Origin of the sequence: Flavobacterium sp. YO12, from assembly GCF_004119495.1 — a bacterium.
Classification (GTDB): domain Bacteria; phylum Bacteroidota; class Bacteroidia; order Flavobacteriales; family Flavobacteriaceae; genus Flavobacterium.
On record NZ_NRQU01000022.1, the window covers coordinates 34,390 to 60,751 of the forward strand.

22 protein-coding genes, 1 tRNA gene and 1 pseudogene are annotated in these 26,362 nt (G+C 32.0%); 15 read left to right on the forward strand and 9 right to left on the reverse strand.

Translation table 11 applies throughout. The annotated features are described in order from the left end of the window. Positions 1-35: 35 nt before the first annotated feature. Positions 36-638 carry a hypothetical protein gene (locus BOW55_RS09315; protein WP_129023898.1) on the forward strand — a complete coding sequence of 201 codons (603 nt, stop codon included), beginning with the start codon at positions 36-38 and terminating at the stop codon, positions 636-638. A gap of 89 nt (positions 639-727) precedes the next feature. Here the strand turns inward: BOW55_RS09315 and BOW55_RS09320 are convergent. After that, positions 728-800 (reverse strand) — tRNA-Phe (locus tag BOW55_RS09320). Between the two features lie 103 nt (positions 801-903). On the opposite strand from BOW55_RS09320, the gene BOW55_RS09325 reads away from it, so the two are divergent. The 6 genes from BOW55_RS09325 (at position 904) to BOW55_RS09350 (ending at position 7,136) form a co-directional block, all read left to right on the forward strand. Continuing rightward, positions 904-1,638: a type III pantothenate kinase gene (locus tag BOW55_RS09325; RefSeq protein WP_129023899.1), complete on the forward strand. Its 735-nt coding sequence runs from the start codon at positions 904-906 to the stop codon at positions 1,636-1,638. After that, positions 1,631-2,860: a hypothetical protein gene (locus BOW55_RS09330; RefSeq protein ID WP_129023900.1), complete on the forward strand. Its 1,230-nt coding sequence runs from the start codon at positions 1,631-1,633 to the stop codon at positions 2,858-2,860. The genes BOW55_RS09325 and BOW55_RS09330 overlap by 8 nt, the downstream gene beginning before the upstream one ends. A gap of 50 nt (positions 2,861-2,910) precedes the next feature. Beyond that, positions 2,911-3,462, forward strand: a complete 552-nt coding sequence (lptC, locus tag BOW55_RS09335; protein WP_129023901.1) for an LPS export ABC transporter periplasmic protein LptC — start codon at positions 2,911-2,913, stop codon at positions 3,460-3,462. A gap of 8 nt (positions 3,463-3,470) precedes the next feature. Further along, positions 3,471-3,665: a hypothetical protein gene (locus BOW55_RS09340; protein WP_089052507.1), complete on the forward strand. Its 195-nt coding sequence runs from the start codon at positions 3,471-3,473 to the stop codon at positions 3,663-3,665. Positions 3,666-3,667: 2 nt separating this feature from the next. Next, on the forward strand, positions 3,668-4,927 hold the full coding sequence (locus tag BOW55_RS09345; RefSeq protein WP_129023902.1) for a hemolysin family protein: 1,260 nt from the start codon (positions 3,668-3,670) through the stop codon (positions 4,925-4,927). A gap of 109 nt (positions 4,928-5,036) precedes the next feature. Further along, positions 5,037-7,136 (forward strand): peptidylprolyl isomerase, encoded by a 2,100-nt coding sequence (locus BOW55_RS09350; protein WP_129023903.1) that lies wholly within the window; start codon positions 5,037-5,039, stop codon positions 7,134-7,136. 244 nt (positions 7,137-7,380) lie between these two features. Here the strand turns inward: BOW55_RS09350 and BOW55_RS09355 are convergent, their stop codons facing one another. Then, positions 7,381-8,295 (reverse strand): GYDIA family GHMP kinase, encoded by a 915-nt coding sequence (locus tag BOW55_RS09355; protein WP_129023904.1) that lies wholly within the window; start codon positions 8,293-8,295, stop codon positions 7,381-7,383. Positions 8,296-8,426: 131 nt separating this feature from the next. After that, positions 8,427-9,740, reverse strand: a complete 1,314-nt coding sequence (locus BOW55_RS09360; protein ID WP_129023905.1) for a hydroxymethylglutaryl-CoA reductase, degradative — start codon at positions 9,738-9,740, stop codon at positions 8,427-8,429. A 180-nt stretch (positions 9,741-9,920) separates the two neighbouring features. On the opposite strand from BOW55_RS09360, the gene BOW55_RS09365 reads away from it, so the two are divergent. The 6 genes from BOW55_RS09365 (at position 9,921) to BOW55_RS09390 (ending at position 18,261) form a co-directional block, all read left to right on the forward strand. Continuing rightward, positions 9,921-12,092: a S9 family peptidase gene (locus tag BOW55_RS09365; RefSeq protein ID WP_129023906.1), complete on the forward strand. Its 2,172-nt coding sequence runs from the start codon at positions 9,921-9,923 to the stop codon at positions 12,090-12,092. A 37-nt stretch (positions 12,093-12,129) separates the two neighbouring features. Further along, a complete protein-coding gene (locus tag BOW55_RS09370) occupies positions 12,130-13,839 on the forward strand; it encodes a peptide MFS transporter (RefSeq protein ID WP_129023918.1) in 1,710 nt (569 codons plus the stop codon). Between the two features lie 77 nt (positions 13,840-13,916). Beyond that, positions 13,917-15,575 (forward strand): peptide MFS transporter, encoded by a 1,659-nt coding sequence (locus BOW55_RS09375; RefSeq protein WP_129023907.1) that lies wholly within the window; start codon positions 13,917-13,919, stop codon positions 15,573-15,575. Between the two features lie 14 nt (positions 15,576-15,589). Beyond that, positions 15,590-17,074, forward strand: coding sequence for a peptide MFS transporter (locus BOW55_RS09380; RefSeq protein ID WP_089052515.1), 1,485 nt, complete (start codon positions 15,590-15,592; stop codon positions 17,072-17,074). Positions 17,075-17,122: 48 nt separating this feature from the next. After that, positions 17,123-17,590: a thioredoxin family protein gene (locus BOW55_RS09385; protein ID WP_129023908.1), complete on the forward strand. Its 468-nt coding sequence runs from the start codon at positions 17,123-17,125 to the stop codon at positions 17,588-17,590. A 218-nt stretch (positions 17,591-17,808) separates the two neighbouring features. After that, the gene (locus BOW55_RS09390) at positions 17,809-18,261 is read left to right on the forward strand and encodes a hypothetical protein (RefSeq protein WP_089052517.1); all 453 of its coding nucleotides are present in this window, start codon (positions 17,809-17,811) and stop codon (positions 18,259-18,261) included. Between the two features lie 19 nt (positions 18,262-18,280). On the opposite strand, the gene BOW55_RS21300 is transcribed toward BOW55_RS09390, so the two are convergent. From BOW55_RS21300 to surE, 6 genes are all read right to left on the reverse strand, one after another. Next, complete coding sequence (locus BOW55_RS21300) at positions 18,281-18,757, reverse strand: hypothetical protein (protein WP_241686520.1); 477 nt, start codon at positions 18,755-18,757, stop codon at positions 18,281-18,283. A 142-nt stretch (positions 18,758-18,899) separates the two neighbouring features. After that, positions 18,900-20,318 (reverse strand): ComEC/Rec2 family competence protein, encoded by a 1,419-nt coding sequence (locus BOW55_RS09395; RefSeq protein ID WP_241686521.1) that lies wholly within the window; start codon positions 20,316-20,318, stop codon positions 18,900-18,902. A 51-nt stretch (positions 20,319-20,369) separates the two neighbouring features. Beyond that, the gene (locus BOW55_RS09400; protein WP_129023909.1) at positions 20,370-20,855 is read right to left on the reverse strand and encodes a C40 family peptidase; all 486 of its coding nucleotides are present in this window, start codon (positions 20,853-20,855) and stop codon (positions 20,370-20,372) included. Positions 20,856-20,865: 10 nt separating this feature from the next. After that, on the reverse strand, positions 20,866-21,981 hold the full coding sequence (gene lpxB / locus BOW55_RS09405) for a lipid-A-disaccharide synthase (RefSeq protein ID WP_089052520.1): 1,116 nt from the start codon (positions 21,979-21,981) through the stop codon (positions 20,866-20,868). Positions 21,982-22,017: 36 nt separating this feature from the next. Beyond that, positions 22,018-22,290: a hypothetical protein gene (locus BOW55_RS09410; protein WP_129023910.1), complete on the reverse strand. Its 273-nt coding sequence runs from the start codon at positions 22,288-22,290 to the stop codon at positions 22,018-22,020. Next, positions 22,283-23,062, reverse strand: coding sequence for a 5'/3'-nucleotidase SurE (gene surE / locus BOW55_RS09415; RefSeq protein ID WP_129023911.1), 780 nt, complete (start codon positions 23,060-23,062; stop codon positions 22,283-22,285). Before surE ends, BOW55_RS09410 begins: the two co-directional genes overlap by 8 nt. Before the next feature lie 212 nt (positions 23,063-23,274). Between surE and BOW55_RS09420 the strand changes: the two are divergent. Together BOW55_RS09420 and BOW55_RS09425 are read left to right on the forward strand one after the other, a co-directional pair. Continuing rightward, positions 23,275-25,460, forward strand: a pseudogene (locus BOW55_RS09420) (carboxy terminal-processing peptidase). A gap of 102 nt (positions 25,461-25,562) precedes the next feature. After that, positions 25,563-26,342, forward strand: coding sequence for a DNA/RNA non-specific endonuclease (locus BOW55_RS09425; protein WP_129023912.1), 780 nt, complete (start codon positions 25,563-25,565; stop codon positions 26,340-26,342). The last annotated feature ends 20 nt before the right edge of the window (positions 26,343-26,362 follow it).

The window sequence follows — 26,362 nt, forward strand, 5'->3', positions numbered from 1 at the left end:
TATTTGAAGTGTATTTTTTTTATCATACTTATTATATGAAGAAGATTTTTGGGTTATTTCTCTGTTTGATTTTTGCGGTTTGCCAAAGTCAGGAAAGAAAAGTTTCTAATGAAAAGAAATGCCAAGCAGTCTTAACGCCTTCGGAAACTCTTCAGTGGGAGTATCTTAATTTTATGAAAGATTCTATCTTTTATAAAAGTCAATTTGCAAATTTTGCGAAAATAAAAAATGGAGTCTTACTTTATAGATGGCAAGAAGGAAGCGGAAGTAATAATTTTTTCACAGTTGATTTTGATGAAGACTTTAATGCTTCAATAAGAACAAAAGAGTTTGTCAAGAAAGTTGATTTTTCTACAGCGGATAAAAAAAAGATGAAGTTTATTTCAGAAATTTTAGAAAAAGAGAGTTACTATCAACGATGTCTAAAAGATCATGGTCATAGTACTTTATATGTATTGATTGTAAGATATAATAATGAAGTAAAGGCTCAGTATTATTCTCCAATGACTAATCTATATGAAATAGAAACGTCAGATACGAACATCAATTTGATTAAGGAAATTTTTAGTATAATGGATCGAAATTATTATAAAAGTATAACGCTAAAAAAGGCAATGAAAAAACGTAAGGATTCTTAAATCTTAGTTTTTTATGTCTGTAGTGCTTTTGCTTAAAAAAAAACAGAAAAGGATTAAAAACAAAAAACCCACTCATTGAGTGGGTTTCGTGGTACCTCCAGGGATCGAACCAGGGACACATGGATTTTCAGTCCATTGCTCTACCATCTGAGCTAAGGTACCGTGCTGTGCACATTGCGGGTGCAAAGATAGAATCATTTTTCGTTTATCCAAAACATTTTAAAAAAAAAATCAATTCGTATCTTCGCAGAAACAAAAAGGAAATATGATTTTAACTGTTGATGTTGGAAATACTCGAATTAAAGCAGCTGTTTTTGAGGGAACTGCTGTTTTGGAGAGTTTTGTTTTTGAGAAAAATGAGCTCGAAAAAAAAATTAAAAAAATTTTAGGTAGCTATCAAAAATGCTCAGATTTAGTAGTTGCCTCAGTAGGCAATGTCGAAAAACAATCCTTTTTGATTTTTGAAAAGCAGTTAAAGGTTCATTTTTTTACTCACGAAGATAAATTTCCTTTCTATAATAAATATGCAACACCAAAAACTTTAGGAATAGATAGGATGATTTTGGCAGCAGGAGCAACTTTGCAGTTTCCTAAACAAAACAGATTAGTGGTTGATGCCGGCACTTGCATAACCTACGATTTCATCGACGAAAATGATAATTATTTGGGCGGAGCGATTTCTCCAGGACTTCGTCTTCGTTACGAATCTTTGCATAATTATACAGCCAGACTGCCTTTGCTGAGTTTCGAAGAACCAGATCAATATATAGGAAACACCACAATGCAGGCGATTCATTCAGGAGTTGTGAACGGCTTCGTCTATGAGATTGATGGTTTTATCGATGAATATCGCCGAAACTTTTCAAATTTTATAATAATTTTAACGGGAGGAGATGCAGAATTTTTGGCTAAACGATTAAAAAATACCATATTTGCCAATTCAAATTTCCTTTTGGAGAGTTTGAACCAAACATTTCAATATAAAATCAACAATGATTAAAAAAATTATAATAAGCGCTTGTTTGCTTATATCGTTCGTTTCATTCGCTCAACAAGGTACTGCTTCTCCATATTCTTTTTATGGAATTGGTGATACTAGATTTAAAGGAACTCAGGAATTTAGGTCTATGGCAGGAGTTGCAGTTGAACAGGATAGTATTCACTTGAATATTGAAAATCCTGCGAGTTATGCGAGTTTGCTGCAAACAACATTTACAGTTGGGGGATCGTTTGGAACTTCTACTCTAAAAACAGATACAGAATCGGCAAAAGCACAAAGAGCCACTTTTGATTATTTGGCGATTGGAATTCCAATGGGAAAATTTGGAGCTTCATTTGGTTTAGTTCCGTTATCATCAGTTGGATATAAAATTTTAAATGACAATACAGCCACTCCTGGAGCAACAAGTACTCAGCTTAGCGGTAAAGGAGGTGTAAATAAAGCTTATTTTGGTTTAGGGTATAAAATTAGACGAAATTGGAATATTGGTGCTGATATGCAGTATAATTTCGGAACCATCAAAACAACAAGCGTAGAAGCTATATCAGGTGTGCAAAATTCAACTACAGAGTTAAATACTTCTGAATTATCTGGTGTGAATTTTAATATTGGTACCATGTATCAGACAAAGATTTATAAAAAAGTTTCGTTGTTTACGAGTTTGAATTACACATTTGCAAGTACATTAAGATCTAATAATACTAGAGAAATTACAGTAAGCGGTGATCCAGATCCTTATGTTTATAATCCAGATGCAGAAGATTTAAAATTGCCAAACAAGCTAACTATTGGTGCAGGTATTGGTGAAGCCAGAAAATGGTTAGTAGGTACTACAATGGCTTTTCAAGGAAACGGAGAATTTGCAAATTATTACAACGCAAACCCAAAAGTTCGTTACGAAAAATATGCTAAATATGCTGTTGGGGGTTATTTTATTCCAAACTATACTTCATTCACAAGTTACTTGAGCAGAATTACTTACCGTGCCGGATTGAAATATGAAAAATTAGGTTTAATAGTTAATAATGAGTCAATAAATGATATTGGGATGACTTTAGGTGCTGGAATTCCAATTCCGGGATATTTTTCAAATGTAAATATTGGAGTTGAATTTGGTAAAAGAGGAACAACGTCAGCGGGATTGATTCAAGAAAACTATGTTAACTTCAGTGCGAGTTTCTCATTTAATGATAAATGGTTTGTGAAGAGTAAATTTAATTAAGCATAACCTAATGTTTTTTTAAGCTCATTACAATTTACTACATTTGGCAAATGATTTTACCAAAAAAATATATTGTTCCTGTTGTTGTATTTGCTGTCGTAACACTTTTTTTTGGCTGCGAAAGCAATTTTAAAGAAGTTCAAAAAATTAACTTCTCAGAGTTTGTTCCGGCAAGTGATGCTGATACGGTAAATATTAAATATACTGACTCAGGACGCATAACAGGAGTTTTGATAAGTTCAAAAATGTTAGATTATTCTAACCTTGATTTTCCGTTTACAGAATTTCCAAAAGGAATAGATGTTACTTTATATGATAAGAAACAAAAGCGTACTTTTATAAAGTCAAATTATGCTGTTTCCTATAAATTTACCAGTATAATTGATTTACAGGGAAAAGTGCGAATAACATCTGAAGAAGGTCAGGTTTTAGAAACCGAGCAGCTGTATTTTGACCAGAAAAATGAATGGTTTTATACAGAAAGGAAATTCAAACTTACAGATGCAAAGGGAGTTTCTTATGGGCAGGGAATTGATTTTAGTAAAGATTTTAAAGTGATTAATTCGCAGCGAATAAGCGGCGAAATTGAATCAAATGAATAAATATAATTATGGGTTATTTAAAATATACACAATACGTTTACATCCTTTTTGCCGTTTTTTTTATTTATGACGGTGTGACAAAATTAAACGAAGGAAACGAAAGTTATCCAATGAGTTTAATTATTGCCGGAATGGCGGTGTTTATGTTTTTCTTTAGAAGAAGATTTGTCAAGAAATTTGACGATCGTAACAAAAAACAATAAAAATGGAAATTAGTATTATAATATTATGTTTAATACTATCAGCCTTTTTCTCTGGAATGGAAATAGCTTTTATTTCCTCAAACAAAATTTATCTTGGTATTGAGAAAAAACAAGATAATTTCTTGTCGCAAATTCTAACAAAACTTACAGAAAATCCATCAAAGTTTATTGCTTCGATGCTTATTGGCAACAATATAGCATTAGTAATTTATGGCTTCTATATGGGAGATTTAATTATTGGCTGTATTGTTGGTTTTGGTTTTCAATTTTCGGCTCTTTCAACAGTTTTGCTTCAAACTTTAATTTCGACTTTTGTAGTTTTAATTACAGCAGAATTTCTTCCAAAAGTTTTTTTTCAAATTTATGCCAATACATTAATTAAAGTTTTTGCTGTTCCAGCCTACTTTTTTTATCGATTGTTTTATTATTTGTCGACCTTCTTTATCTGGATTTCTGACTTTGTTTTAAGGAAATTTTTTAAAACAGAAGGAGATCAAGTTCAATTGTATTTTAGTAAAGTTGAACTGGGTAATTATATCACAGAACAAATGAGTTCAGTAGAAGATGATGAAGAAGTCGACTCTGAGATCCAAATTTTTCAAAATGCGTTAGAATTTTCAGGTGTAAAAGCACGTGATATTATGACTCCGAGAACAGAAATAGTCGATATAGATTTGTTTGACAGCATCAAAGATCTAAAAGAGCTGTTTATCGAAACAGGATACTCGAAAATTGTCGTAAGTCAAAATTCTCTAGATGATATTGTAGGTTATGTTCATTCATTTGATTTGTTTAAAAAACCAAAAACAATAAAATCAGTTTTGATGACTGTGGAGTACGTTCCGGAAACAATATTGATAAAGGACGCACTAAATATTTTGATAAAAAAGCGAAAAAATGTAGCCGTTGTTCTTGATGAATATGGCGGGACTTCTGGTATTATTACTATTGAAGATATTGTCGAGGAGCTTTTTGGAGAAATAGAAGATGAGCACGATTTAGACGAAGAATTGATTGAGCAGGAATTGGGCGAAGGAAAATATTTGTTTTCGACAAGATTAGATGTCGAGTATTTAAACGAAACCTATAAACTTATGATTCCCGAAGAAGATTCGTACGGAACATTAGGAGGTTTTATTGTAAATCATACCAAAGAAATCCCTCAAAAAGGAGATGAAATTGTAATCGACAAGTATCATTTTGTGATAGAACAAGCTTCAAACAAGAAAATCGAGTTGGTCAAAATGACAATAAAAGAGTGATTTTTTTAGTAATTGAAAAAAATTGTGTAAAATAAAACCCTAGTTGTATTGTTATTAACTAGATAATTGTATTTTCGCAAACTGAATATAAAATTAACGATAATTAAAAATGGCAGTTTTAGCAAAAATTAGACAGCGTTCCGCTTTATTGATAGGAGTTATTGCACTTGCATTATTTGCATTTATAATACAAGATCTATTTACTAGAGGAACATTTGGTCAAAGTTCAAAAGATGTAGGAAGCATCGATGGAAAAGATATTTCATTTGAAGACTTTAGAGTTAAAGTTAGTAATGTTGAAAAAAGTGGTCAAGGAATTACTTCCACTGAAGCTGCAAATAGAGTTTGGGATCAAGAGGTTTCAATCGCATTATTATCAACTCAGTTTGATAAATTAGGATTGAGAGTTGGTGAAAAACACTTACTTGAAGTTTTAAAATCAGATCCAAATATTGGTAAAAACCCAATGTTTTTGAATGCAGCAGGAATGTTTGATGTAGTAAAATTTAAAGACTACTTTAAAGCAAACCCTGAAGCGGCTCAATTTATTTCTGAAAAAGAAAAAGATGCTGAGTTAAACGCAAAATTTCAAATTTACAATACTTTAGTAAAATCTGGACTTTACACAACTGCTAGTGAAGGAAAGTTGAAATATGAAATGGAAGCAAACAAAGTAAACTTTGCTTATGCTGCTGCTTTATATTCGTCTATAAAAGATAGTGAAGTGAAAATTTCTGATGATGAAATCGTAGCTTACATGAAGAAAAACGAGAAAAAATTCAAAGCTGATGCTACTCGTGAAATTCAATACGTTTTAGTTGAAGATAAAGCTTCAAAAGAAGACGAAGCTGAAATTAAAGCTAAATTAACAGCTTTATTAAACGGAAGAGTTGAGTATAATGCAAAAACTGGTAAAAACGATACATTGCCAGGTTTCAAAAATGCAACAAACATTGCTGAATTTGTAAACTCAAATTCTGATGTTCCTTACGATTCTACTTATGTTGCAAAAAACAATCTTCCAGCAGTAGATGCTGATAAATTATTCAGCTTACCAGCGGGGTCTATTTATGGTCCTTATGTTTACGGAAGATATTATGCTATTTCTAAATCATTAGGTTTTAAAGCTGGTGTTAATGCAAAAGCTAGTCATATTTTAATTGGTTACGAAGGATCTCAAACTCCAAGTCCAAAAGAAAAAAGAACAAAAGAAGAAGCAAAAGCGAAAGCTGAAGAAATTTTAGCTCAAGTTCAAGCTAATCCAGATAGTTTTATGATGCTTGCTTTTACAAGCTCTGATGATTCATCTGCACAACAAGGTGGTGATTTAGGATATTTTGGTCAAGGTCAAATGGTAAAACCATTCAATGATTTTGTATTCAATAACGGAATTGGAAAAGTTGGTTTAGTAGAAACTCAATTCGGTTTCCATATTATCAAAATTACAGATAAACAAGACGGTATTCGTTTAGCTACAATTGCTCAAAAAATTGAGCCATCTGAAGTTACTTCTGATAAAGTATTTACATTAGCAACGAAATTTGAAATGGATGCTGCTAATAAAGATTTTGCTGCTACAGCAAAAGAATTAGGTTTAAAAGTTGCTGCGCCGGTTACTGCAAAAGCAATGGATGAAGCATTTGGTCCGTTAGGAAATCAAAGAAACATCATTAGATGGGCATTTGACAAAGAAACAAGTACAGGAGATGTAAAACGTTTTGAAATAGCTAATATTGGTCACGTAATTGCACAATACAAAAGCGAAAACAAATCAGGTTTAGTTTCTGTTACTATGGCTAGACCTTATGTTGAGCCAATCTTGAAAAACAAGAAAAAAGCTGAAATGTTGAAAGCTAAAATGACAGGTTCAAGTATCGAAGCTATCGCTAAAAGTGCTGGTGTAGCTGTACAACAAGCTGCTAATGTTACTTTAGAGAATCCAGTTTTACCTGGAGGAGTTGGACAAGAGCCTAAAGTTGTAGGTAATGCATTTGCTTTAGCTGCTAATAAAATTTCTGCTCCAATTGAAGGAAACACTGGAGTTTATGTAGTGAAAAACATAAGTACAGTTAAAGCTCCGGCTCTTCCAAATCATGCAGAGTATATTGCTAAAGTAAAAGCTCAAAGTGCATCTGATGCAGGAAGAATTTTACCAGCATTAAAAAACAATGCTAAAATCGAAGATAACAGATTACAATTTAACTACTAATATTTAGTAATTAAATTAAAAATATAAAACCCGAAGTGTTCTACTGGATACTTCGGGTTTTTTCGTTTACTAGTATTTTAAATGTGGAAAAGGAGAAAGAGAATATAGTTTTGATTTTTATCAAAAAACGTTTCAAAAAGAGAGTTCTCTCTTTAGCAAATTAGTGTAATAGAATAAAACAGAATCTAAAAAAGCGTCACATAGTATGTGAAGAGCAAATTGATTTAGTTTGTGTTAATTGTCTCTATTCTTGTAGAATCATTTCATCATAAGAAAGAATAGTTTCGTATCCTTTTGATGAAAAATAGGCTTTAGGATTTTCTTCAGAAACAGCCATTACAAAATCTCCTCCCCAAGCACCAAGACTTTTTATAGTGCCATTAAAGTCAGGAAAAGCAACTTCTTTAATAGTTTCAATTTCAAGAATATTACTTAAGTGGATTTCGTGTTTTTCTAATGCATATTCAAACTCCTTTAAAGTCTTAGCGTTCAAAATTGCCTTAGTGATTTTATTGTTTTCAGCAACGCTTTTAGTTAGGTTTTGGTCTTTATGCCTGTTATATGCATGTATTGCTGCTTTGCTGTTCTGTTTTTTATTTAGATAAACAAAGAAAATGTTTTTTGTAAAATCAGGTTTAAAAGAAACAGGTTCTACATTGTTGTTTTCTATTTTGTAGAGAATCGGCGTATTATTTTGAGCGCAGGCAATATCGTAACCACTTCCTCCAAAACTGTTTTTAAGCAGTGTAAAAGCATTAACTTTTGTCCATTGAGCAATGTTGTTAATTAGGGTAGAAGATGTTCCTAATCCCCAATTTTTTTGAAAAGTAAGATGCGTGCTAATTTTGTACCCATTAGATTGCATGATGAAATCTGAGTTTAACAAAAAAGCCTCATGAAGAATATCAATTAAAGTTGTTCTTACAGTTTCGATTTCTGAATCAGCGTTGGTTATAATTTCCTCAAATGTAAAAGTGTCTTCAAACCAAATTTTTTGATCGTAGTCGTAGCTTTTCCATTCAATAATTTTATTATCTCTATTTTCTACAACTAAATTTTGACCAAATTTTGTTGGCAGTGCAAATGCATCCGCACCATCTAGAACTAAGTATTCTCCAGAAATGAGTAATTTTCCGTTGCTGTAAAAGGTTGTTGACATACTTTGTCTTTATTATGTAAATTCCAATATTTTAAAATGCTGCGTCTGTTCGCTTTCGCTTGAGTCCAAATTTCAATTTTAGGATTTGGAATTTGCTTAAAAGCTTGAAATATTGGAATTTTTAAATTCGGTTATTTTCTTAAGTTTTCAATAAATTCAACTACAGCACTATGAGAAACGGCAGTTTTCTTGAAATGTGATTTGATTAAATGACGTTCTTCGCTTGTAGCTTCAAATTGATTGATGATGTTGTTCAGGTGCATTTTCATGTGTCCTTCCTGAATTCCAGTTGTAGTTAAAGAACGCAATGCAGCGAAATTTTGCGCTAAACCGGCAACAGCAGTAATTTCCATTAATTCTCTCGCTGAAGGTTTTTGAAGAATTTCTAAACACAATTTTACCAAAGGATGCAGCGAAGTTAGACCTCCTACGGTTCCTAAAGCCAAAGGTATTTCTAGCCAGAAAGTAAAAATTCCGTTTTCAATTTTAGCATGCGATAAACTTGAATACTGCTCGTTTTTTGATGCATAAGCATGAACTCCTGCTTCAATAGCTCTAAAGTCATTTCCAGTCGCTAAAACTACAGCGTCTACGCCATTCATAATTCCTTTGTTGTGTGTGACTGCTCTAAAAGGTTCTACTTCGGCAATTTGAACAGCTTGAACAAAACGTTCTGCAAATTCCAACGGATTTTGGATGTGTTTTTCGGCTAGATCTTGAATAGGGCACGAAACTTCGGCTCTTACAATACAATTTGGAACATAATTAGATAAAATGCTCATTATTACTTTCAAACTTTCTTCATCAGAAAATAAATCAGAATCTTGAAATTCTTCTTTTAAAGTTGATGCAAATTGTTCTAAACAAGAGTTTATGAAATTTGCGCCCATACTGTCTTTTGTTTCGAAAGTGGCGTGAAGTTGAAAATAATTTTCAAGTAAACTTCTTTTGTCCTTTAACTGGATATCTAATATTCCTCCGCCACGCTGCTGCATATTTTTTGTAATGCTTTGTGTGTCAGAGAAGAATTTTGATTTTATTTCTTGAAAGAAAGTTTGAAGTTTTTCAACATCTCCATTATAGGTAAAATGAACCTGACCTATTTTTTCAGTATCAATAATTGTTGTTTTAAAACCTCCACGTGTCGACCAGAACTTCGCGGCTTTTGATGCTGCAGCAACAACTGAACTTTCTTCAATTGCCATTGGGATGGTTTTGTATTTTCCGTTTATCAAAAAGTTCGGAGCAACTCCAAGTGGAATATATAAATTTGAAATCGTGTTTTCGATAAATTCGTCATGCAATTGTTGGAGCTTTTCGTCTGAATTCCAGTAATTTCTTATAATATTTAAGGCCTCTCCAGGCGTTGAAAAATATTCGTTTGCAATCCAGTTTATTTTTTCCTTTTTGGATAATTTAGAAAATCCGGCAACAGCGTTGTTCATTCTCAGTATATTAAATAATATTGTTGCGGCAAAGATACTATTTTAAGAGTTTTGTTTGCAATGTATTTCAAACTTGAAAATACGCAATCGTTATTTTTTTTAACATTTAACACTTAAAATGTGTATTATGTTTATTTTTTTTACTAAAATTGGGCTCTTTTTATATTTAAAATAATTCTGATGAATACAAGTAAAATTACTGTTGTGCTTTTGTTAATAGTTGCGACAGTTTTTGGGCAGCAAAAGATAACGGTTGAAAACATCTACGGCGGGGCATTTCGGGCAAAAGGAATGGATGCATTGCAATCTTTAAAAAACACAAACCAATATACGGTTTTAAATGTTGACCAAGCCAGCAGGAGTATGCAGATCGATTTATATGACTTTGCAACTCTAAAAAAAGTATCAAACTTAATAGATACTAAAAACCATAAAGCACTTTCAGACGGAATTGACAGTTATACTTTCGATGCTTCAGAAAAAAAGATTTTAATTGCCTGCAATTCTAAAAAAATCTTCCGTCACTCTTTTACAGCAGATTATTTTTTATATGATATTGCTTCTAAATCACTAACAAAACTTGTCGATTTTCAAATTCAAGAGCCAACTTTTTCTCCTGATGGAACTAAGATTGCTTATGCAAAAGAAAATAATTTATACGTTTACGACTTAGCGTCAAAAAAATCTACTGCAGTAACTACCGATGGAAAGAAAAATGCAATTATAAATGGTATTACTGACTGGGTTTATGAAGAAGAATTTGCTTTCGTACGTGCTTTTGATTGGAGTAAAGACAGTAAAAAAATAGCTTATATTCGTTTTGACGAAAGTCAGGTTCCTGAGTTTTCGATGTCGATTTTTCACAAAGATTTATATCCAACGATTGAAACGTTTAAATATCCTAAAGCTGGAGAAAAAAATTCAGTAGTTTCATTACATATTTATGATGCTGCGGGAAATACTTCTAAAAAAGTTGATTTAGGAAATTACAATGACTTTTATATTGCAAGATTGCAGTGGACAAATGATAATAATACTTTGTCAGCTCAAGTTTTAAATCGTCATCAAAGTAATCTTGATTTGTTATTTGTTGACGGAACGACTGCTGCCGCAAAAGTGGTTTTAAATGAAAAAGATAAAGCTTATGTAGATGTTACGGATAACTTAACATTCCTAAAAGATAATAGTTTTATCTGGACAAGCGAAAAAGACGGTTTCAATCATATCTATCTTTATGATAGAACTGGAAAACTTAAAAATCAGGTTACAAAAGGAAACTGGGAAGTAGTTTCATACTACGGTTTCGACGAAAAAACAAAAACTATTTTCTACCAATCTACAGAAAATGGTTCTATCAATAGAGATGTTTACAGAACTGGTTTAGATGGAAAAAGCAAAACTCGTTTAACTTCTAAAGTTGGAACAAGTGCAGCGACATTTAGTCCTAATTTCCAATTTTTTATTAATACTTATTCTAGCGCTTCTCAACCAACAACTTATACTTTAAATGAGGCTAAAGCTGGAAAGGAAATTCAAGTAATAGAAAACAATCAAGCGCTTGCAGATAAATTGAAGGCATATAATCTTCCTGCAAAAGAGTTTTTTGTTTTAAAAACAGCTAAAGGAAACGAATTGAATGCATGGATCATGAAGCCAAAAGATTTTGATGCTTCAAAAAAATATCCTGTTTTCATGTATCAGTATTCTGGTCCAGGATCGCAGCAAGTAAATAACGACTGGAACAACTCTGATGATTATTGGTTTGCTTCTTTAACACAACAAGGATACATTGTAGCTTGTGTTGATGGTAGAGGAACTGGTTTTAAAGGTGCCGATTTCAAAAAAGTGACTCAAAAAGAATTAGGAAAATACGAAGTTGAAGATCAAATAGATGCTGCAAAAGTAATTGGAGCTTATCCTTATGTTGATGCTTCAAGAATTGGAATCTTCGGATGGAGCTATGGCGGATTTATGGCTTCGAACTGTATTTTTCAAGGAAATGATGTGTTTAAAATGGCAATTGCTGTTGCACCGGTTACAAACTGGAGATTTTATGACAGCGTTTACACAGAAAGATACATGCAGACTCCACAGGAAAATGCGAGCGGGTACGATCAAAACTCTCCAATAAACCACGTTGATAAATTAAAAGGGAAGTTTTTATTGATTCACGGATCTGCTGATGACAACGTTCATGTTCAAAATTCAATGCAAATGATGGAAGCGTTAATTCAAGCAAATAAACAGTTTGATTCTCAGATTTATCCTGACAAAAACCATGGTATTTATGGCGGGAAAACCAGAATTCAGCTTTATAATAAAATGACTAACTTTATCAAAGAAAATTTATAATCTAAAAATATATTAACTTAAAATAATAATGAATAATATGGGAGAAACTCAAGTAAAAACTGCGCATCCAAAAGGTCTTTGGGTATTATTTGGAACAGAGATGTGGGAGCGATTCAATTTTTATGGAATGCGAGCTATTTTAACGTTATTCATGGTAAACGCTTTAATGCTAGGGGAGTCAAATGCCTCAATTATTTATGGCGGCTTTTTAGCACTATGTTATTTAACTCCGCTTTTAGGTGGATTTATTGCTGATAAATATTTAGGAAACCGAGCATGCATTATATTAGGAGGATCATTAATGGCTATAGGGCAATTTTCTTTGTTCTATAGTGCTACAATTTATGATACTACTTTAGGTCTTTCAAAAACTGTTTTTTGGTTGGGCTTGTTTGTTATTATATTTGGTAATGGTTTTTTTAAGCCTAATATCTCTTCTATGGTTGGAAGTTTGTATCCACCGCAAGAAAAAACAAAATTAGATTCAGCATTTACTATTTTTTACATGGGAATTAATATTGGGGCATTATTAAGTCAATATTTTGTTCCATTGATTGCAGATGTTAAAGTAAATGGAGTTCAAGACCCTACCGTTTTTAAATGGGGTTATTTGATGGCTGGTATAGCAATGGTTTTAGGAACTATAATTTTTATTTTTCTTAAAGATAAACATGTAATTTCTCCAGACGGAAGTCCAATAGGGACAAAGCCAAATAGAAATAACACTACAGGAGAGGTGTTAGATCAAGCTAAATTCGCAGGTAAATCCATTGCATTTGTTACTGCTTTATTTTTTGTTTTGTTTTTTATTTTTAGATACCTATTAGTTGGTGAATTTGGATTTACCAATTTTGAGATTGGGACTCTTGTAAAGGGAATAATATATCCAATTATATATGGCGCTGGAATTTCATTGGCTGTTTTAATTTTGTTAGATTCGACTCTTACTAAAGTTGAAACGCAAAGAATTTTAGTAATTTATATTATTTCATTTTTTATTATTTTCTTTTGGGCAGCATTTGAACAAGCAGGTTCTTCTTTAACATTTATTGCTTCAAATCAAACCGATAGGAACATAATGTTTGGTTGGGAAATGCCAGCTTCTATGGTTCAAATATTTAATGGGATTTGTATCGTTTTATTAGCAGTGCCATTTAGTATTCTATGGGATAAATTGAGAGCTTCTAATAGAGAGCCTATTTCACCTATGAAACAAGCGTTAGGTTTGGCAATTATTTCATTAAGTTATTTTATTATTGCGCATAATGTAAAAGATATTGGAAACACTGGACTACTAGCTATTAAGTGGCTGATTTTGTTATATTTTATTCAATCATGTGCAGAGTTATGTCTATCGCCTATAGGACTTTCGTTAGTTGGTAAACTTGCTCCTAGACGATTTGCATCATTATTATATGGGGTTTTCTTTATTTCAAATGCGGCAGGTTATGCGTTAGCCGGGACATTAGGAGCATTGATTCCTGCAACTGGAGATAAGTTCAATAAAGCAAAAGAATTGGGAATAGATTTACAGGCTGTTTTAGATAAAACAGTTGTACCTACAGCAGAACAATTACAATTATTGGATAAAAATCAAATTATGAATCATAATCCTGTTTTTGCAGGATTCGAAATCCATAATTTATACGAGTTTTTTATGGTGTTTGTTGTTCTTACTGGAATCGCGGCAATTATATTATTTGCTTTGACTCCATTTTTAAAGAAAATGATGCACGGTGTTAGATAAATAATTGTAATAATATATAAAAAATTACCTATAGGTTTAGGCTTGTAGGTAATTTTAATTTTAAAGAGTTTGTAAATATGTGGAATAAGCACCCAAAAGCACTGCCTTATTTGTTTTTATCTGAAATGTGGGAACGTTTCGGTTATTATTTAATGATTGGAATTTTTACTTTATATCTTAAAGATGTAGAGAGTGGTTTTGCCATGACCGAGAAAGAGGCTTCTGATTTGTACGGAACCTTTATCGCATTAGTTTTTCTTACTCCTTTTATTGGCGGCTTAGTGGCTGATCGATATTTAGGATATAAAAAGTCTATTGTTTTTGGTGGAATTTTAATGGGTATCGGTTACTTCTTAATGGGAGTACATGATATTACGGTACTTTATATAGCTATGACTTTGGTAATTATTGGGAACGGTTTTTTCAAGCCTAATATTTCTACATTGTTAGGAAGTTTTTATACCAATGAAGAATATAAGGATAAAAAGGACGAAGGCTACAATATTTTCTATATGGGAATTAATGTTGGGGCTTTTATTTGTAATTTCTTTGGTGCCGCTTTGCAGATTCTTTTAGGCTGGCATTGGGCTTTTATGGCTGCAGGTGTTGGTATGTTTATAGGTGTAATAGTGTTTTTATTAGGAACTAAACATTACGTAGGACACGATCAGAAAAAAGGTGTGCAGGAAGGCGATATGCCATTTTATAAAATCATCCTTTTTATTTTATTACCATCATTTGTTTTTGGGGCAATAGGCTGGTTGATAAAAGGAGTTGCATCAGAAACTAATTTGAATAGTGCAATCTTTGGTTCAGACAGTACAGATGCCTTTATTTTTGCTTGTATTCCAATCGTTTTGTTTTACGGATCACTTTATGTTAGAGCCAAAGCAGAAGACAAACGTTCAATAGGAGCTTTATTGGCTATTTTTGGCGTAGTGATTTTATTTTGGGGTGTTTTTAAACTTAATGGTTCAGCACTTACAACTTGGGCAGATCGTTATACAGATCGAGAAGTAACTGGAACAGCTGGTCAGGTTGTTGGTAAAATCAAATTAGCAAAAGAAGTAGAATATAAAAAAGAAACAACAGAGCTTTATGATGACCAGTTTCGTTTGCAAAAAGTAAATGGTGTTGTTCAAAAAGAAGAGAATTATCCATTGTATTTTAGAAATGTCGCTCCAGAAAAACTGCCTGCCGAAGGTAGTAAAGTGCATCTTTGGGCTACAAACTTAAGTCAGTCTATTAATCCAGGCTGGGTAATCATATTAACACCTTTGGTTGTTGCATTTTTCTCTTTTTTAAGAGCGAGAAAAAAAGAACCTTCAACACCCACAAAAATTGCTTTTGGATTGTTAATTTCGGCCTTGTCTGTTTTGGTTATGATAGCAGCTGTAAAAATTGGCGGCAACGGAACAGAGAAAGTCAGCGTTTGGTGGTTAGTGGCAAATTACGGTATCATCACAATTGGGGAGCTGTTTTTAAGCCCTATGGGATTATCTGTAGTTTCTAAATTAAGTCCAGTTAATATTACTTCATTAATGATGGGAGGTTGGTTTTTATCAACTTCAATAGGAAATAAGTTGAGTGGTGTTTTGGCGAGTATGTGGGATACCTATGATAATAAAGTCAACTTTTTTTGGGTTAATTTTGCGTTGCTGATGTTTGCGACTGTGCTGATGTTTGCTTTAGTAAAACAGCTTAACAAGGTGATGAAAGAAAGAGGAATCAATTAATTATAAATATATAAATGGAACAGAAGATTACTTTAGAGGAAATTCAAAATTTTAAAGGCAATTATCCAAAGCAATTGTGGTACTTGTTTTTTGTTGAAATGTGGGAGCGTTTTTGCTTTTACGGAATGCGGGGGGTTCTTGTTATTTTTATGGTAGATCAGCTTTTTTTGAAAGAAGATCACGCTAGTTTACAATACGGTGCAATTCAGGCTTTTGTGTACGCATTTACTTTTATTGGAGGTATTTTTGCTGATAAGGTTTTAGGATTTAAAAAATCATTGTTTTTTGGAGGAATAGTTATGATTCTTGGAAATCTTTTGATCGCTGTTTCACCTCATGATTTCTTTTACTATGGTATTGCATTTTCTATTATTGGAACAGGTTTTTTTAAACCAAACGTTTCATCAATGGTAGGAGAGTTGTATCACGAAAGTGACGGACGTAGAGATGCTGGTTACGGAATGTTTTATGCCGGAATCAATGTAGGAGGTCTTTTTGGAGGTGCTTTATGTGTTTATTTAGGAAAATATTATTCTTGGCAATTATGCTTTTTGTCAGCCGCAATAGTAATGTTTTTAGGTTTAATAACATTTTTGTTTACTAAGAAATATTTAGGGCCAATTGGAGATTCTCCACTATTAAATCTAGAGCCGGGTAAAAGACGAATTCGCGAAATAGCAGTATACGCTTTATCAATTTTAAGTTTACCGTTTATTTTTATAATGGTAAAAAATACTGATTATACAGATTATTTCATGTATACAATTGGTATTGTTGCGGTTTTGTATTTTGTATATGAATTGTTTAAACTTGGAGATGTAAAAATGCAAAAGAAACTATTTGCAGCTTTCTTATTTGTATTTTTCTATTTCTTGTTTAATTCGATTTACGAACAAAGTGGTGGTTCATTATCGCTTTTTGCAAAAGATAACTTGAATAATAAATTGTTGTTTTTTAATATTGACCCAAATGTTGTCAATAATAGTTCAAATACCTTTTTTGTAGTTGTTTTAAGTCCTATTATTGGGCTATTGTGGATTTGGTTAGGGAAACGAAAAATAGAGCCAAACACATTAATTAAATTTGGAATCGGATTTTTGTTTCTAGCGGCCTCTTTCTATATATTTTATCTTACCAGATTTTTTGCTGATTCAAAAGGTATCGCATCATTAAACGTGTTTACTTTAGCTTATTTAGTAACAACAATTGGTGAGCTTTGTTTAGGGCCTATTGGAATGTCGATTATTACAAAATTGTCTCCAAAAAGATTGTTTGGAATGATGATGGGATTGTGGTTTTTGGCTAGTGCTTTTGGACAGCTGGCTGCAGGAAAATTAGGAGCTGAGATTTCAAGATCAAATACTGGAGATACTTTAGTCTCTAAATTACAGTCTTACACAGAGGGTTACTATCAATTGGCAATTTATTCGCTAATTGCGGGAGTTATTTTGATTGCTATTTCTCCAATAATTAGAAAATTAATGCAAGAAGTTAAATAGTTAATTTTTATTGACTTTTTGATTAAATTTGTCAAAAAATAAAAGAACATGAAAAAGATATTCTTAATAACATTGTTTTTGATTGGTGCATTTACAACTCAAGCTCAAGAGCTAAAGTGGTACACAGATGTTAAAGAAGCAATTGCAGTAAGTAATAAAGAGAAGAAACCAATGTTGATGTTCTTTACCGGCAGTGATTGGTGTGGATGGTGTATTCGTTTGCAGAATGAAGTATTGAAAACGGTTGAATTTAAGAAATGGGCAGTTGATAATGTTGTTTTGGTAGAACTTGATTATCCAAGAAGCGTTCCTCAAACGCCTGAGTTAAAAAGTCAGAATAATGAATTGCAGCAGGCTTTTGGAATTCAAGGATTTCCTACCGTGTTTTTTACTAGTGCAGAATCTAAAGACGGAAAAATTAATTTTAAAGGTCTTGGAAAAACTGGTTATGTTGCGGGCGGACCTTCGGCTTGGTTAACTGTGGCAGAAGAGATCGTTCATCCTAAAAAGTCATAAAAAGAGAAAATAGATTGCTATAAATATAAACTCCTTACAGTAATGTAAGGAGTTTTTTTATACATAAGAAAAAGATCTTCATTTAGGCAGTAATTAGTGGTTTGATGTTTAAACATCGGTTAAAAAACATATAATGTATTTTTTGTGTTTATTAAATTTGGATAATTAAAATATTATGTTAATTTCGTCACGCTATACTAACCAAAAACCAATCTACTATGACTAAAAAATTACTTATCCTACTATTTTTTTTAGGTTCATTTTTTATGCAGGCGCAAAATCTGGCTTGGCGGACAAACATGACAGATGCCATCGCAATCAGCAATGAACAAAAAAAACCAATGTTAATTTTATTCACTGGTGCAGGTGTACCAGAAAATTTACAAAATGAGATTTTTAAAACCCCAGATTTTGCTGTGTGGTCTCGAGATAATGTAGTTTTGGTAAAACTAGACCTGTCAGATTCTTCAGCTTCAGCTACAGATAAAGAGCAAAATATTAAACTTAAAAATGCTTTTGGCGTTGAAGATCTTCCTGAAGTTTGCTATGCAATAGCTTCAATAAGAAAAAATAAAACAACTTTTAGTGCTTTAGGTAAAATTGCTTACAAGCCCGGCGGTGCAAAAGCATGGATCGCTGAATCTAATAATATTTTGCACCCAAGTGAATAGTGAATTTAATTAAGTTTTCTTAGTTTAATTTGTAGAATCCCTTTTCGGCAGTAGCATGAAAAGGGATATTTTTTTTAGCACAGCTTGCCTCCCATGTTTTTTGCATTTTGTATGAATTAGAAGCATCAGCCACAATGATTTTGGGATGAAGATGTGCTAAAACTCGATCAAGATTTATTTTTGGAGATTGTGTTAAGATTAGAACATCTGGTTGTAATTTATCAACGTAAATTCCCGTGCTGTCTATAATGAGAATTTTTTTACCATTAAAAAATAGTGTGTTTTTGATTTTTTTTGGTTCACTCAAAGTCCCAAAATTTCCCACTAAATAAGAATTAAGAATAAAGTTTCTTGTATTAGGTTTTAAAATAGTATCGGCAGCATAAAATGTAATATTTTTTCCTGCCCTTGTGGTTATCAGCGTACTTTTCTTTACGTTGTAAACAATTAATTCATGTTGACCTGCGATTTCTTTTTTAGTATAAATTAAAGACAACTGCAGTAAAATTATAGATAGTGCAAATGCGGTAAAATGATTAAAAGTTCTGTTTTTTGACCAAATAATACAGCTGATAATTAGAAAATAAAGAGAAAATAGATAATAGGAGTTAAAGCTTATATTTTGAAAAACAAATGATTCAAACGATGCAACATAATGAATTGTTTGGTTTAAAAGATAAATGCTTTTTTTCAAAGATTTCAATAAGAAATATTGGCGGACTTATAAAAATGGCAATTATCATAACGATTATTCCAGCAATCATTATAAAAGATAAAATGGGAAGAATAACAATGTTGGTTACAAAAAATAAACCAGGAAATTGATGAAAATAATAAAGACATAGAGGCAGAGTGCCAATTTGAGCAGCAAAAGAAACGGTTAATGCATCCCAAATATAAATTGATACTTTGTTTTTAGGAGTCCATATTTTTTTTAGTTCTGGTTGAAGCCAAACAATAAACAACAACGCTAGATAACTCAATTGAAAACCAACATCAAACAAAAAATAAGGTTCAAATAGTAATATAAGTAAAATTGAAACTAGGAGGGTATGATAAATATTTCCGCTTCGACGCAAATGATTTCCAATTGCTACAAATGAAAACATTACTACTGAACGCAGCACAGAAGGCGATAAGCCAGAAATTATGGCAAAACCAGCTAATGATATTAAAATTGAAATTAGTTTAATAGCAGAACCTTTGCGAGTATTAGGAATTGGTTTTAGAATAAAAGAGATAAACAGCATTATAAAACCAACGTGTAATCCAGAAACCGAAAGAACATGTGTCGCTCCAGAATATTGATAATCTTTAATTATATCTGAGGAAATTTCTTGCTGCTGGCCTAATATTAATGCAAGGGCAACATTCATTTCATCTTTATTAAAATGAGCACTTTCAAGATTTTTTAGAATAGTCGAATGCAAGCGTCCGCAATAATACCAAATGTCTTTTTGGATGGTTTTACTTATTGTGATTTCTGATTTTTCGCAATACAATTGCGCATATATTTGTTTGTCTGATAGGTATTTAGAATAGTCGAATTGATTTGGGTTTTTATTAGAAGGAGTTCGCTGTAAAGTGGCTTTTACTCTAAGTATGTTTCCTATAATCATAGGATTGTGCAAGCTGTCTTTTTGAATATTTACTATTATTTTACCAGAATAAACGTTATTGTCAATTTCTTTTATGAGCCCAATGTAGCGATCGCTGTAATTGTTACTTTTGAGTTTTTCGCGAAGTATAAAAGTTATGAAATGTGGTTTTTCGAATGCAGTTTTTGAGTGCGTATAATTCGACTTGTCAAAAGAATCAGTGTGAAAAATCAATACGCATATTCCTGTAGATAATGAAATTAGATAAGTGCTTAATCCAAAATAAATGGTTGTTTTTTTGTTGTTTTTTGATGTAAAATAAAGCAGACAAAATAGAAGCGTGCTAAAAAGAAGTAATATACAAGCGGTCGAGATAGAAGGCTGGCAATAATAAGAGATTATTACGCCTAAAATAAAGCATAACGTAATTTTAACTAAAGGAAAATCTAATACTTTCATGGTTTAAAAGTATTAAATTTATGTAAGAAAAAGAATATAAATTAATTAAAATTACTCTATTACTCGATTGATTTGTGCAAAGGAATTTTGATAATAGGGTTCTTTGGTAGACGAAATTATGACACCTTTTGAGGTGGAAGAATGTACAAACTTTATTTCATTCGAGTTGACTTCAACAATTAGTCCTACATGATTAATTTGCCTGCTTCTGTTGGTTTTAAAAAATATTAAATCGCCTTTTTGAGCATCATTAAATTTTATGACTATTCCAATTTTAGCCTGCTCAAAAGAACTTCTTGGAAGCTTTATATGTTCAGATTCGAATGTAGTAAAAACTAATCCAGAGCAGTCAAAACCGCTTTTTGTTGTTCCTCCAGCTTTGTATTTAACACCAATATTATCCGTTGCTGTTTCAATCAAATTATTTACAACGTATCTATTTTCTCGTTTCGATTCTTTTTTGCTTACAGCAGTAGAGGCTGATTTACAAGAAGCAAGCAGCACAGTTAAAAGAAGGAAAAGGAGTATTTTTTTCAAAATAAAAAATTTAAGCTTTTAAATCCGCAACAATAAGTTTAGCTGTTTTTTTACTGGCACCAACTCCGCCAAGTTTTTCTTCTAAAATATCATAGTTTTTAAGCAATTTGGTACGATAAGAAGGTTCTAGTAATTTGTTTAATTCTTCTTTTATGCGTTTTGTATTGCATTCGCTTTGAATTAATTCAGTTACAACCTCTTGATCCATAATTAAATTAACAAGAGAAATGTATTTTAAAGTAATAATGCGTTTTGCAATTTGGTAAGAGATAGAACTTCCTTTGTAACAAACCACTTCTGGAACTTTAAAAAGAGCTGTTTCTAAAGTAGCAGTTCCCGAAGTTACTAAAGCAGCTGTAGAGGAACGTAATAAATCATATGTTTTATTTGAAACAAATGCTATGTTTTTATTCTTTATAAACTGTTGGTAAAACTCAAAATCCTGACTCGGTGCACCAGCAATAACAAATTCATAATCTTGAAAATCGTCAACAACACTCAGCATTACACTCAGCATTTTTGTTATCTCTTGTTTACGGCTTCCTGGTAAAACGGCAATAATTGGTTTTTCACCCAAATTATTTTCTGTTCTAAAAGCAATTTCATTAAAAGAAGGTTGATTCTGAATGGCGTCAATCAATGGATGTCCTACAAAATCAACAGGAAAATGATGTTTGTCCTCGTAAAAACTTTTTTCAAAAGGTAAAATCACAAACATTTTATCAATATCATGTTTTATAGCATTGATACGGTTTTCTTTCCAAGCCCAAATTTGAGGAGAAATGTAATAATGTGTTTTGTAATTAAGTGCTTTAGCCCATTTTGCAATACGCATATTAAAACCCGGATAATCGATAAAAATTAAAACATCAGGCTGAAATTCAGTAATGTCTTTTTTACAGATTTTAATATTATTTAATATGGTTTTTAGGTTAAAAATAACTTCAACAAATCCCATAAAAGCTAATTCGCGATAATGTTTTACTAATGTTCCGCCGGCCTTTTGCATTAAATCACCACCCCAAAATCTAATGTCAGCTTGAGGATCTTCCTCATACAATGCTTTCATTAAATTTGAACCGTGTAAATCTCCAGAAGCTTCACCAGCTATTATGTAGTATTTCATGTTGACCAATTTTTATTGCTGCGCAAAGATAGGTTTTTAAATAATTAGAGTTGAAATTGCTAAAACAATCACCGCCAAAATTACACCTCTTGCCATCATTTCTTTGTTTCTGTTTAAAAGAATTAGAAAAACCGCAAGATCTAAAGTGGTGCCAATCGTAATTACTTTTCCTAAATAACCTTGCTGTTTAATAGTTTGAATTCCTGTCGAAAGATCAAGTGATGTAAAGGTTTTAATGAATAAAAGACTTCCAAGAATAGAAGTCAAGATTCCGATAATAAATCCAATTATAATATCTTTTTTACTCATTTAAATTCCAAGTATTAAGCTGCTGCATCGAATGATGAGCGGTTAAGTCAAATTGTACCGGAACAACCGAAATATATCCATTTTCCAGCGCCCATTCATCTGTATCTTCGCCTTTATCTTCATTTACAAATTTACCCGTAAGCCAGTAATAATCTTTTCCAAAAGGAGTTTGTCTTTTGTCAAATTTTTGAGAATAGAAAGCTTTTGCCTGACGACAGATTTTTATTCCCTTAATTTCTTTTTGACTTAGTTTTGGAAAATTTACATTTAAAACCACACCTTCTGGCAGTTTGTTAGCCAGAGTTTCTAAAGTTATTTTCTTCACAAAAGCTTTAACAGGTTCGAAATCGGCATTCCAGTCAAAATCCAAAAGAGAAAAACCAATTGCTTGAATCCCTTCAATTCCAGCTTCAACAGCTGCGCTCATAGTTCCAGAATAAATCACATTAATAGACGAGTTAGATCCGTGATTGATTCCTGAAACGCATAAATCTGGTTTTCTTTTTAAAATTTCGTTTACCGCTAGTTTTACACAATCAACAGGCGTTCCAGAACAGCTGTATTCTGTAATTGTATCTTCATCTTTAGAAATTTTGTCTAAAAACAAAGTGTTATTTATAGTAATAGCGTGTCCCATGGCGCTCTGTGGTTTATCTGGAGCAACAACAACAACATCGCCAATTGTTTCCATAACACTTATCAAAGCCCTTATTCCTGGAGCAAGAATTCCGTCGTCGTTTGTTACTAATATTAAAGGTTTTTGAGTACTCATGCTGTGATTTGTATTTTTAATTTATCAAAATTAAAGCTTATTAAAACAAATGTAGTAACAGATTTTGGTAGAATACTAACAAATAAATAAAAATTGTAAACTAAATTCGGGAAGACTTTTGCACATCAAACATTTTTATATCTTTAACAAAAAATTATAGTGAACTTGGCATGTTGGCATAGTTTTTACCGTAACTTAGATTAAAAAATTTGATGAATGCTATTATTAAGTTTATGAAAAGAAATTATAAAATCCTTATAGCCGTATTATGCTTGTCTCTGACCTTGTTTGCTTTTAAAATAAATGCAGACAAATCTGGCGATCCGGATCCAAATAGAGATAAAACACTTCTAGAATTACTAGCGTTTGTTATTGAAAAAGGACATTACAGCCCGGCTGAAATAAATGACGAATTTTCTAAAGGTATTTTTAAAGATTATATCGAAGCATTAGATCCTTCTAAAAGGTTTTTTCTTCAATCAGATATTGATGAGTTTAAGCAGTATGAATTAATGCTTGACGATCAGTTTTTGAATAAAGATTTGACGTTTTTTAATTTGACGTACACAAGGCTGATGAAAAGAATGGAAGAGAGCAAAAAACGTTACAAAACGATTTTAGCGCAGCCATTTAATTATAACACTGACGAGACTTTTAATTCAGATTATGAGCATCTTCCTTATGCAAAAAACTTAACAGAGATCAATGAAAGATGGAGAAAACAAATTAAGTTATCTACACTTTCATCGCTTGTTACAAAACAGAAAATTGAAGAGGAAAAAAGAAAAAAGATCCAGCTTACAAAGAAAAAACATTTGACGCTTTAGAGAAAGAAACTCGTGACAGCTCATTAAAATCTTTAGATGATAACTTTAGTGTTATTAAAGATTTGAATAAAGATTATTGGTTTTCAGTGTATTTGAATTCAATTATGGCTCGTTTTGATCCGCATACAAGTTATTTTGCACCAGAAGAAAAAGATCGTTTTGATGTAAATATTAGCGGGAAATTAGAAGGAATTGGAGCAAGATTAACTAAGAAAAATGATTTTACACAAATCGATGAATTAATTTCGGGCGGACCAGCTTGGAAAGGAAAACAACTTGAAGCAGGAGATTTGATCTTGAAAGTTGCTCAAGGAAATGAAGAGCCGGTAGATGTGGTTGGAATGCGTCTTGATGATGTTGTGAAAAAAATTAAAGGACACAAAGGAACTGAAGTAAAACTAACAGTTAAAAAAGTAGACGGAAGTATTAAAGTTATTTCGATTATTAGAGATGTTGTCGAAATCGAAGAAACGTATGCAAAATCTAGTATTGTTGAAAAAGACGGACTAAAATACGGGGTTATTTATCTTCCTAAATTTTATATCGATTTTGAAAACAAAGACGGTCGTGATGCAGGAAAAGATATTGCTCTTGAAGTAGAAAGATTGAAAAAAGAGAACATAAACGGAATCGTTCTTGACGTTCGTGATGATGGCGGTGGATCTCTTTCTACAGTTGTTGATATTGCTGGTTTATTTATTGAAGAAGGACCAATTGTTCAGGTAAAATCTGCAGGAAAAAAGAAAGAAGTTTTATACGATAAAGATAAAAAAATAGAGTGGGACGGACCATTAGTAATTATGGTAAACAGTTTCTCTGCATCGGCTTCTGAAATTTTGGCTGCGGCAATTCAAGATTACAAACGTGGTGTTATCATCGGAAGTAAACAAACTTATGGTAAAGGAACAGTTCAAAATGTACTTGATTTGAATCAGTTTGTTCGTAACGCAAATTACGGAGACTTAGGAGCGTTGAAAATTACAGGTCAAAAATTCTATAGAATTAACGGAGGTTCTACACAGTTAGAAGGCGTTCACAGTGATGTTGTTATGCCAGATCGTTATGCTTACCTGAAAATGGGAGAACGTGATATTGACAATGCTATGCCATGGGATAAAATAGATCCAGCGGATTACAGCACTTGGACTTCTAATGAGAACTTTACTAAAGCAATTCAGAATAGCAAAAACAGAATTTCACAAAGTCCTCAATTTAAATTGATTGAAGATAATGCGAAATGGATTGATGTTAAAAATAAAGAGAACACGTACAGCTTGAATATTAAGAGTTTTAAAGAAACTCAAGAACAAGTTGAAAATGAAGGAAAAAAATACAAACCAATTTCTGATTATAAAAACAACTTAGTTTTCAAATCATTGCCTTATGAAGAAGCTGAAATGAGCACTGATGCAACTTTGAAAGAGAAAAGAGATGTTTGGCATCAAGCTTTGTCTAAAGATGTTTATGTTGAAGAAGCTTTGAATGTTTTAGATGATTTGCAATCACCAAAGGGTTATGTAAAAAATACAGTTTCTCCAAAGATGAAAAAGGATAAATTGGTAAAATCTTAGTTCTCGATAGAATTAATTTGTTATTAAAAAAACGCTCCATAGATTTAAATATTTATGGAGCGTTTTTTGTAAGTTTATTTCAAAAATAACGACTGCACTACAATGAAGAATTATATTATTTTAGGTTTATTGGGGATTACATTATTTGGGTGTAAAAAGGAAAATATTGACGAAAAGGAAACGGTTCTGAAACAAACTTCTTTTGTTCCAGTTCAAAATGTAACTGATTCTTTGTATACGGCAGTTTATTTGCCAACATCGACAACCAGTCAAATTGTAAAGCATAAATATTATACGTTATCTTATAATGAAAAATTTGAGCAGGCAGAGTGGGTCGCGTATGAATTAAAAAAAGAGTATTTGAAAAATGCAGATTATAAACGCCCTTATTTTATAGAAGATCCAAAAGTTACTACCGGTTCTGCAGACTGGAGAAATTATAAAAAATCAGGTTACGACAAAGGTCATCTTTGCCCGGCAGGAGATATGGAATTTAGTGAAGAAGCTTATAATGATACTTTTTATACATCGAATATTTCTCCTCAAAAACATGATTTCAATAGTGGAATTTGGAATAGACTAGAGCAAAAGACACGTTACTGGGCAGGAAAATACAATGATATTTATGTGGTCACTGGCGGAATTTTGAAAGATTCGGATAAAAAAATAGGAACAGAGAAAGTTTCTGTTCCTAAATATTTTTATAAAATTGTCTTAGCTAAATCAGGGAAAGAACATAAAGCGATTGCTTTTTTGGTTCCTAATGAAGACAGTGATAAGTCAATTTATGATTTTGAAGTTCCTATTGAAACTTTAGAAAAAATGACTGGCATTGACTTTTTTCCGAATTTGAAAAACTTAAAAAGCAGTAAGGATTTTTAATTAAATAATGTCCTGTTATA

Coding starts and splice junctions, on each gene's coding strand:
- BOW55_RS09315 (WP_129023898.1), top strand. CDS start 36: ATGAAGAAGATTTTTGGGTTATTTCTCTGTTTGATTTTTGCGGTTTGC.
- BOW55_RS09325 (WP_129023899.1), top strand. CDS start 904: ATGATTTTAACTGTTGATGTTGGAAATACTCGAATTAAAGCAGCTGTT.
- BOW55_RS09330 (WP_129023900.1), top strand. CDS start 1,631: ATGATTAAAAAAATTATAATAAGCGCTTGTTTGCTTATATCGTTCGTT.
- lptC (WP_129023901.1), top strand. CDS start 2,911: ATGATTTTACCAAAAAAATATATTGTTCCTGTTGTTGTATTTGCTGTC.
- BOW55_RS09340 (WP_089052507.1), top strand. CDS start 3,471: ATGGGTTATTTAAAATATACACAATACGTTTACATCCTTTTTGCCGTT.
- BOW55_RS09345 (WP_129023902.1), top strand. CDS start 3,668: ATGGAAATTAGTATTATAATATTATGTTTAATACTATCAGCCTTTTTC.
- BOW55_RS09350 (WP_129023903.1), top strand. CDS start 5,037: ATGGCAGTTTTAGCAAAAATTAGACAGCGTTCCGCTTTATTGATAGGA.
- BOW55_RS09355 (WP_129023904.1), bottom strand. CDS start 8,295: ATGTCAACAACCTTTTACAGCAACGGAAAATTACTCATTTCTGGAGAA.
- BOW55_RS09360 (WP_129023905.1), bottom strand. CDS start 9,740: ATGAACAACGCTGTTGCCGGATTTTCTAAATTATCCAAAAAGGAAAAA.
- BOW55_RS09365 (WP_129023906.1), top strand. CDS start 9,921: ATGAATACAAGTAAAATTACTGTTGTGCTTTTGTTAATAGTTGCGACA.
- BOW55_RS09370 (WP_129023918.1), top strand. CDS start 12,130: ATGGGAGAAACTCAAGTAAAAACTGCGCATCCAAAAGGTCTTTGGGTA.
- BOW55_RS09375 (WP_129023907.1), top strand. CDS start 13,917: ATGTGGAATAAGCACCCAAAAGCACTGCCTTATTTGTTTTTATCTGAA.
- BOW55_RS09380 (WP_089052515.1), top strand. CDS start 15,590: ATGGAACAGAAGATTACTTTAGAGGAAATTCAAAATTTTAAAGGCAAT.
- BOW55_RS09385 (WP_129023908.1), top strand. CDS start 17,123: ATGAAAAAGATATTCTTAATAACATTGTTTTTGATTGGTGCATTTACA.
- BOW55_RS09390 (WP_089052517.1), top strand. CDS start 17,809: ATGACTAAAAAATTACTTATCCTACTATTTTTTTTAGGTTCATTTTTT.
- BOW55_RS09395 (WP_241686521.1), bottom strand. CDS start 20,318: ATGAAAGTATTAGATTTTCCTTTAGTTAAAATTACGTTATGCTTTATT.
- lpxB (WP_089052520.1), bottom strand. CDS start 21,981: ATGAAATACTACATAATAGCTGGTGAAGCTTCTGGAGATTTACACGGT.
- BOW55_RS09410 (WP_129023910.1), bottom strand. CDS start 22,290: ATGAGTAAAAAAGATATTATAATTGGATTTATTATCGGAATCTTGACT.
- surE (WP_129023911.1), bottom strand. CDS start 23,062: ATGAGTACTCAAAAACCTTTAATATTAGTAACAAACGACGACGGAATT.
- BOW55_RS09425 (WP_129023912.1), top strand. CDS start 25,563: ATGAAGAATTATATTATTTTAGGTTTATTGGGGATTACATTATTTGGG.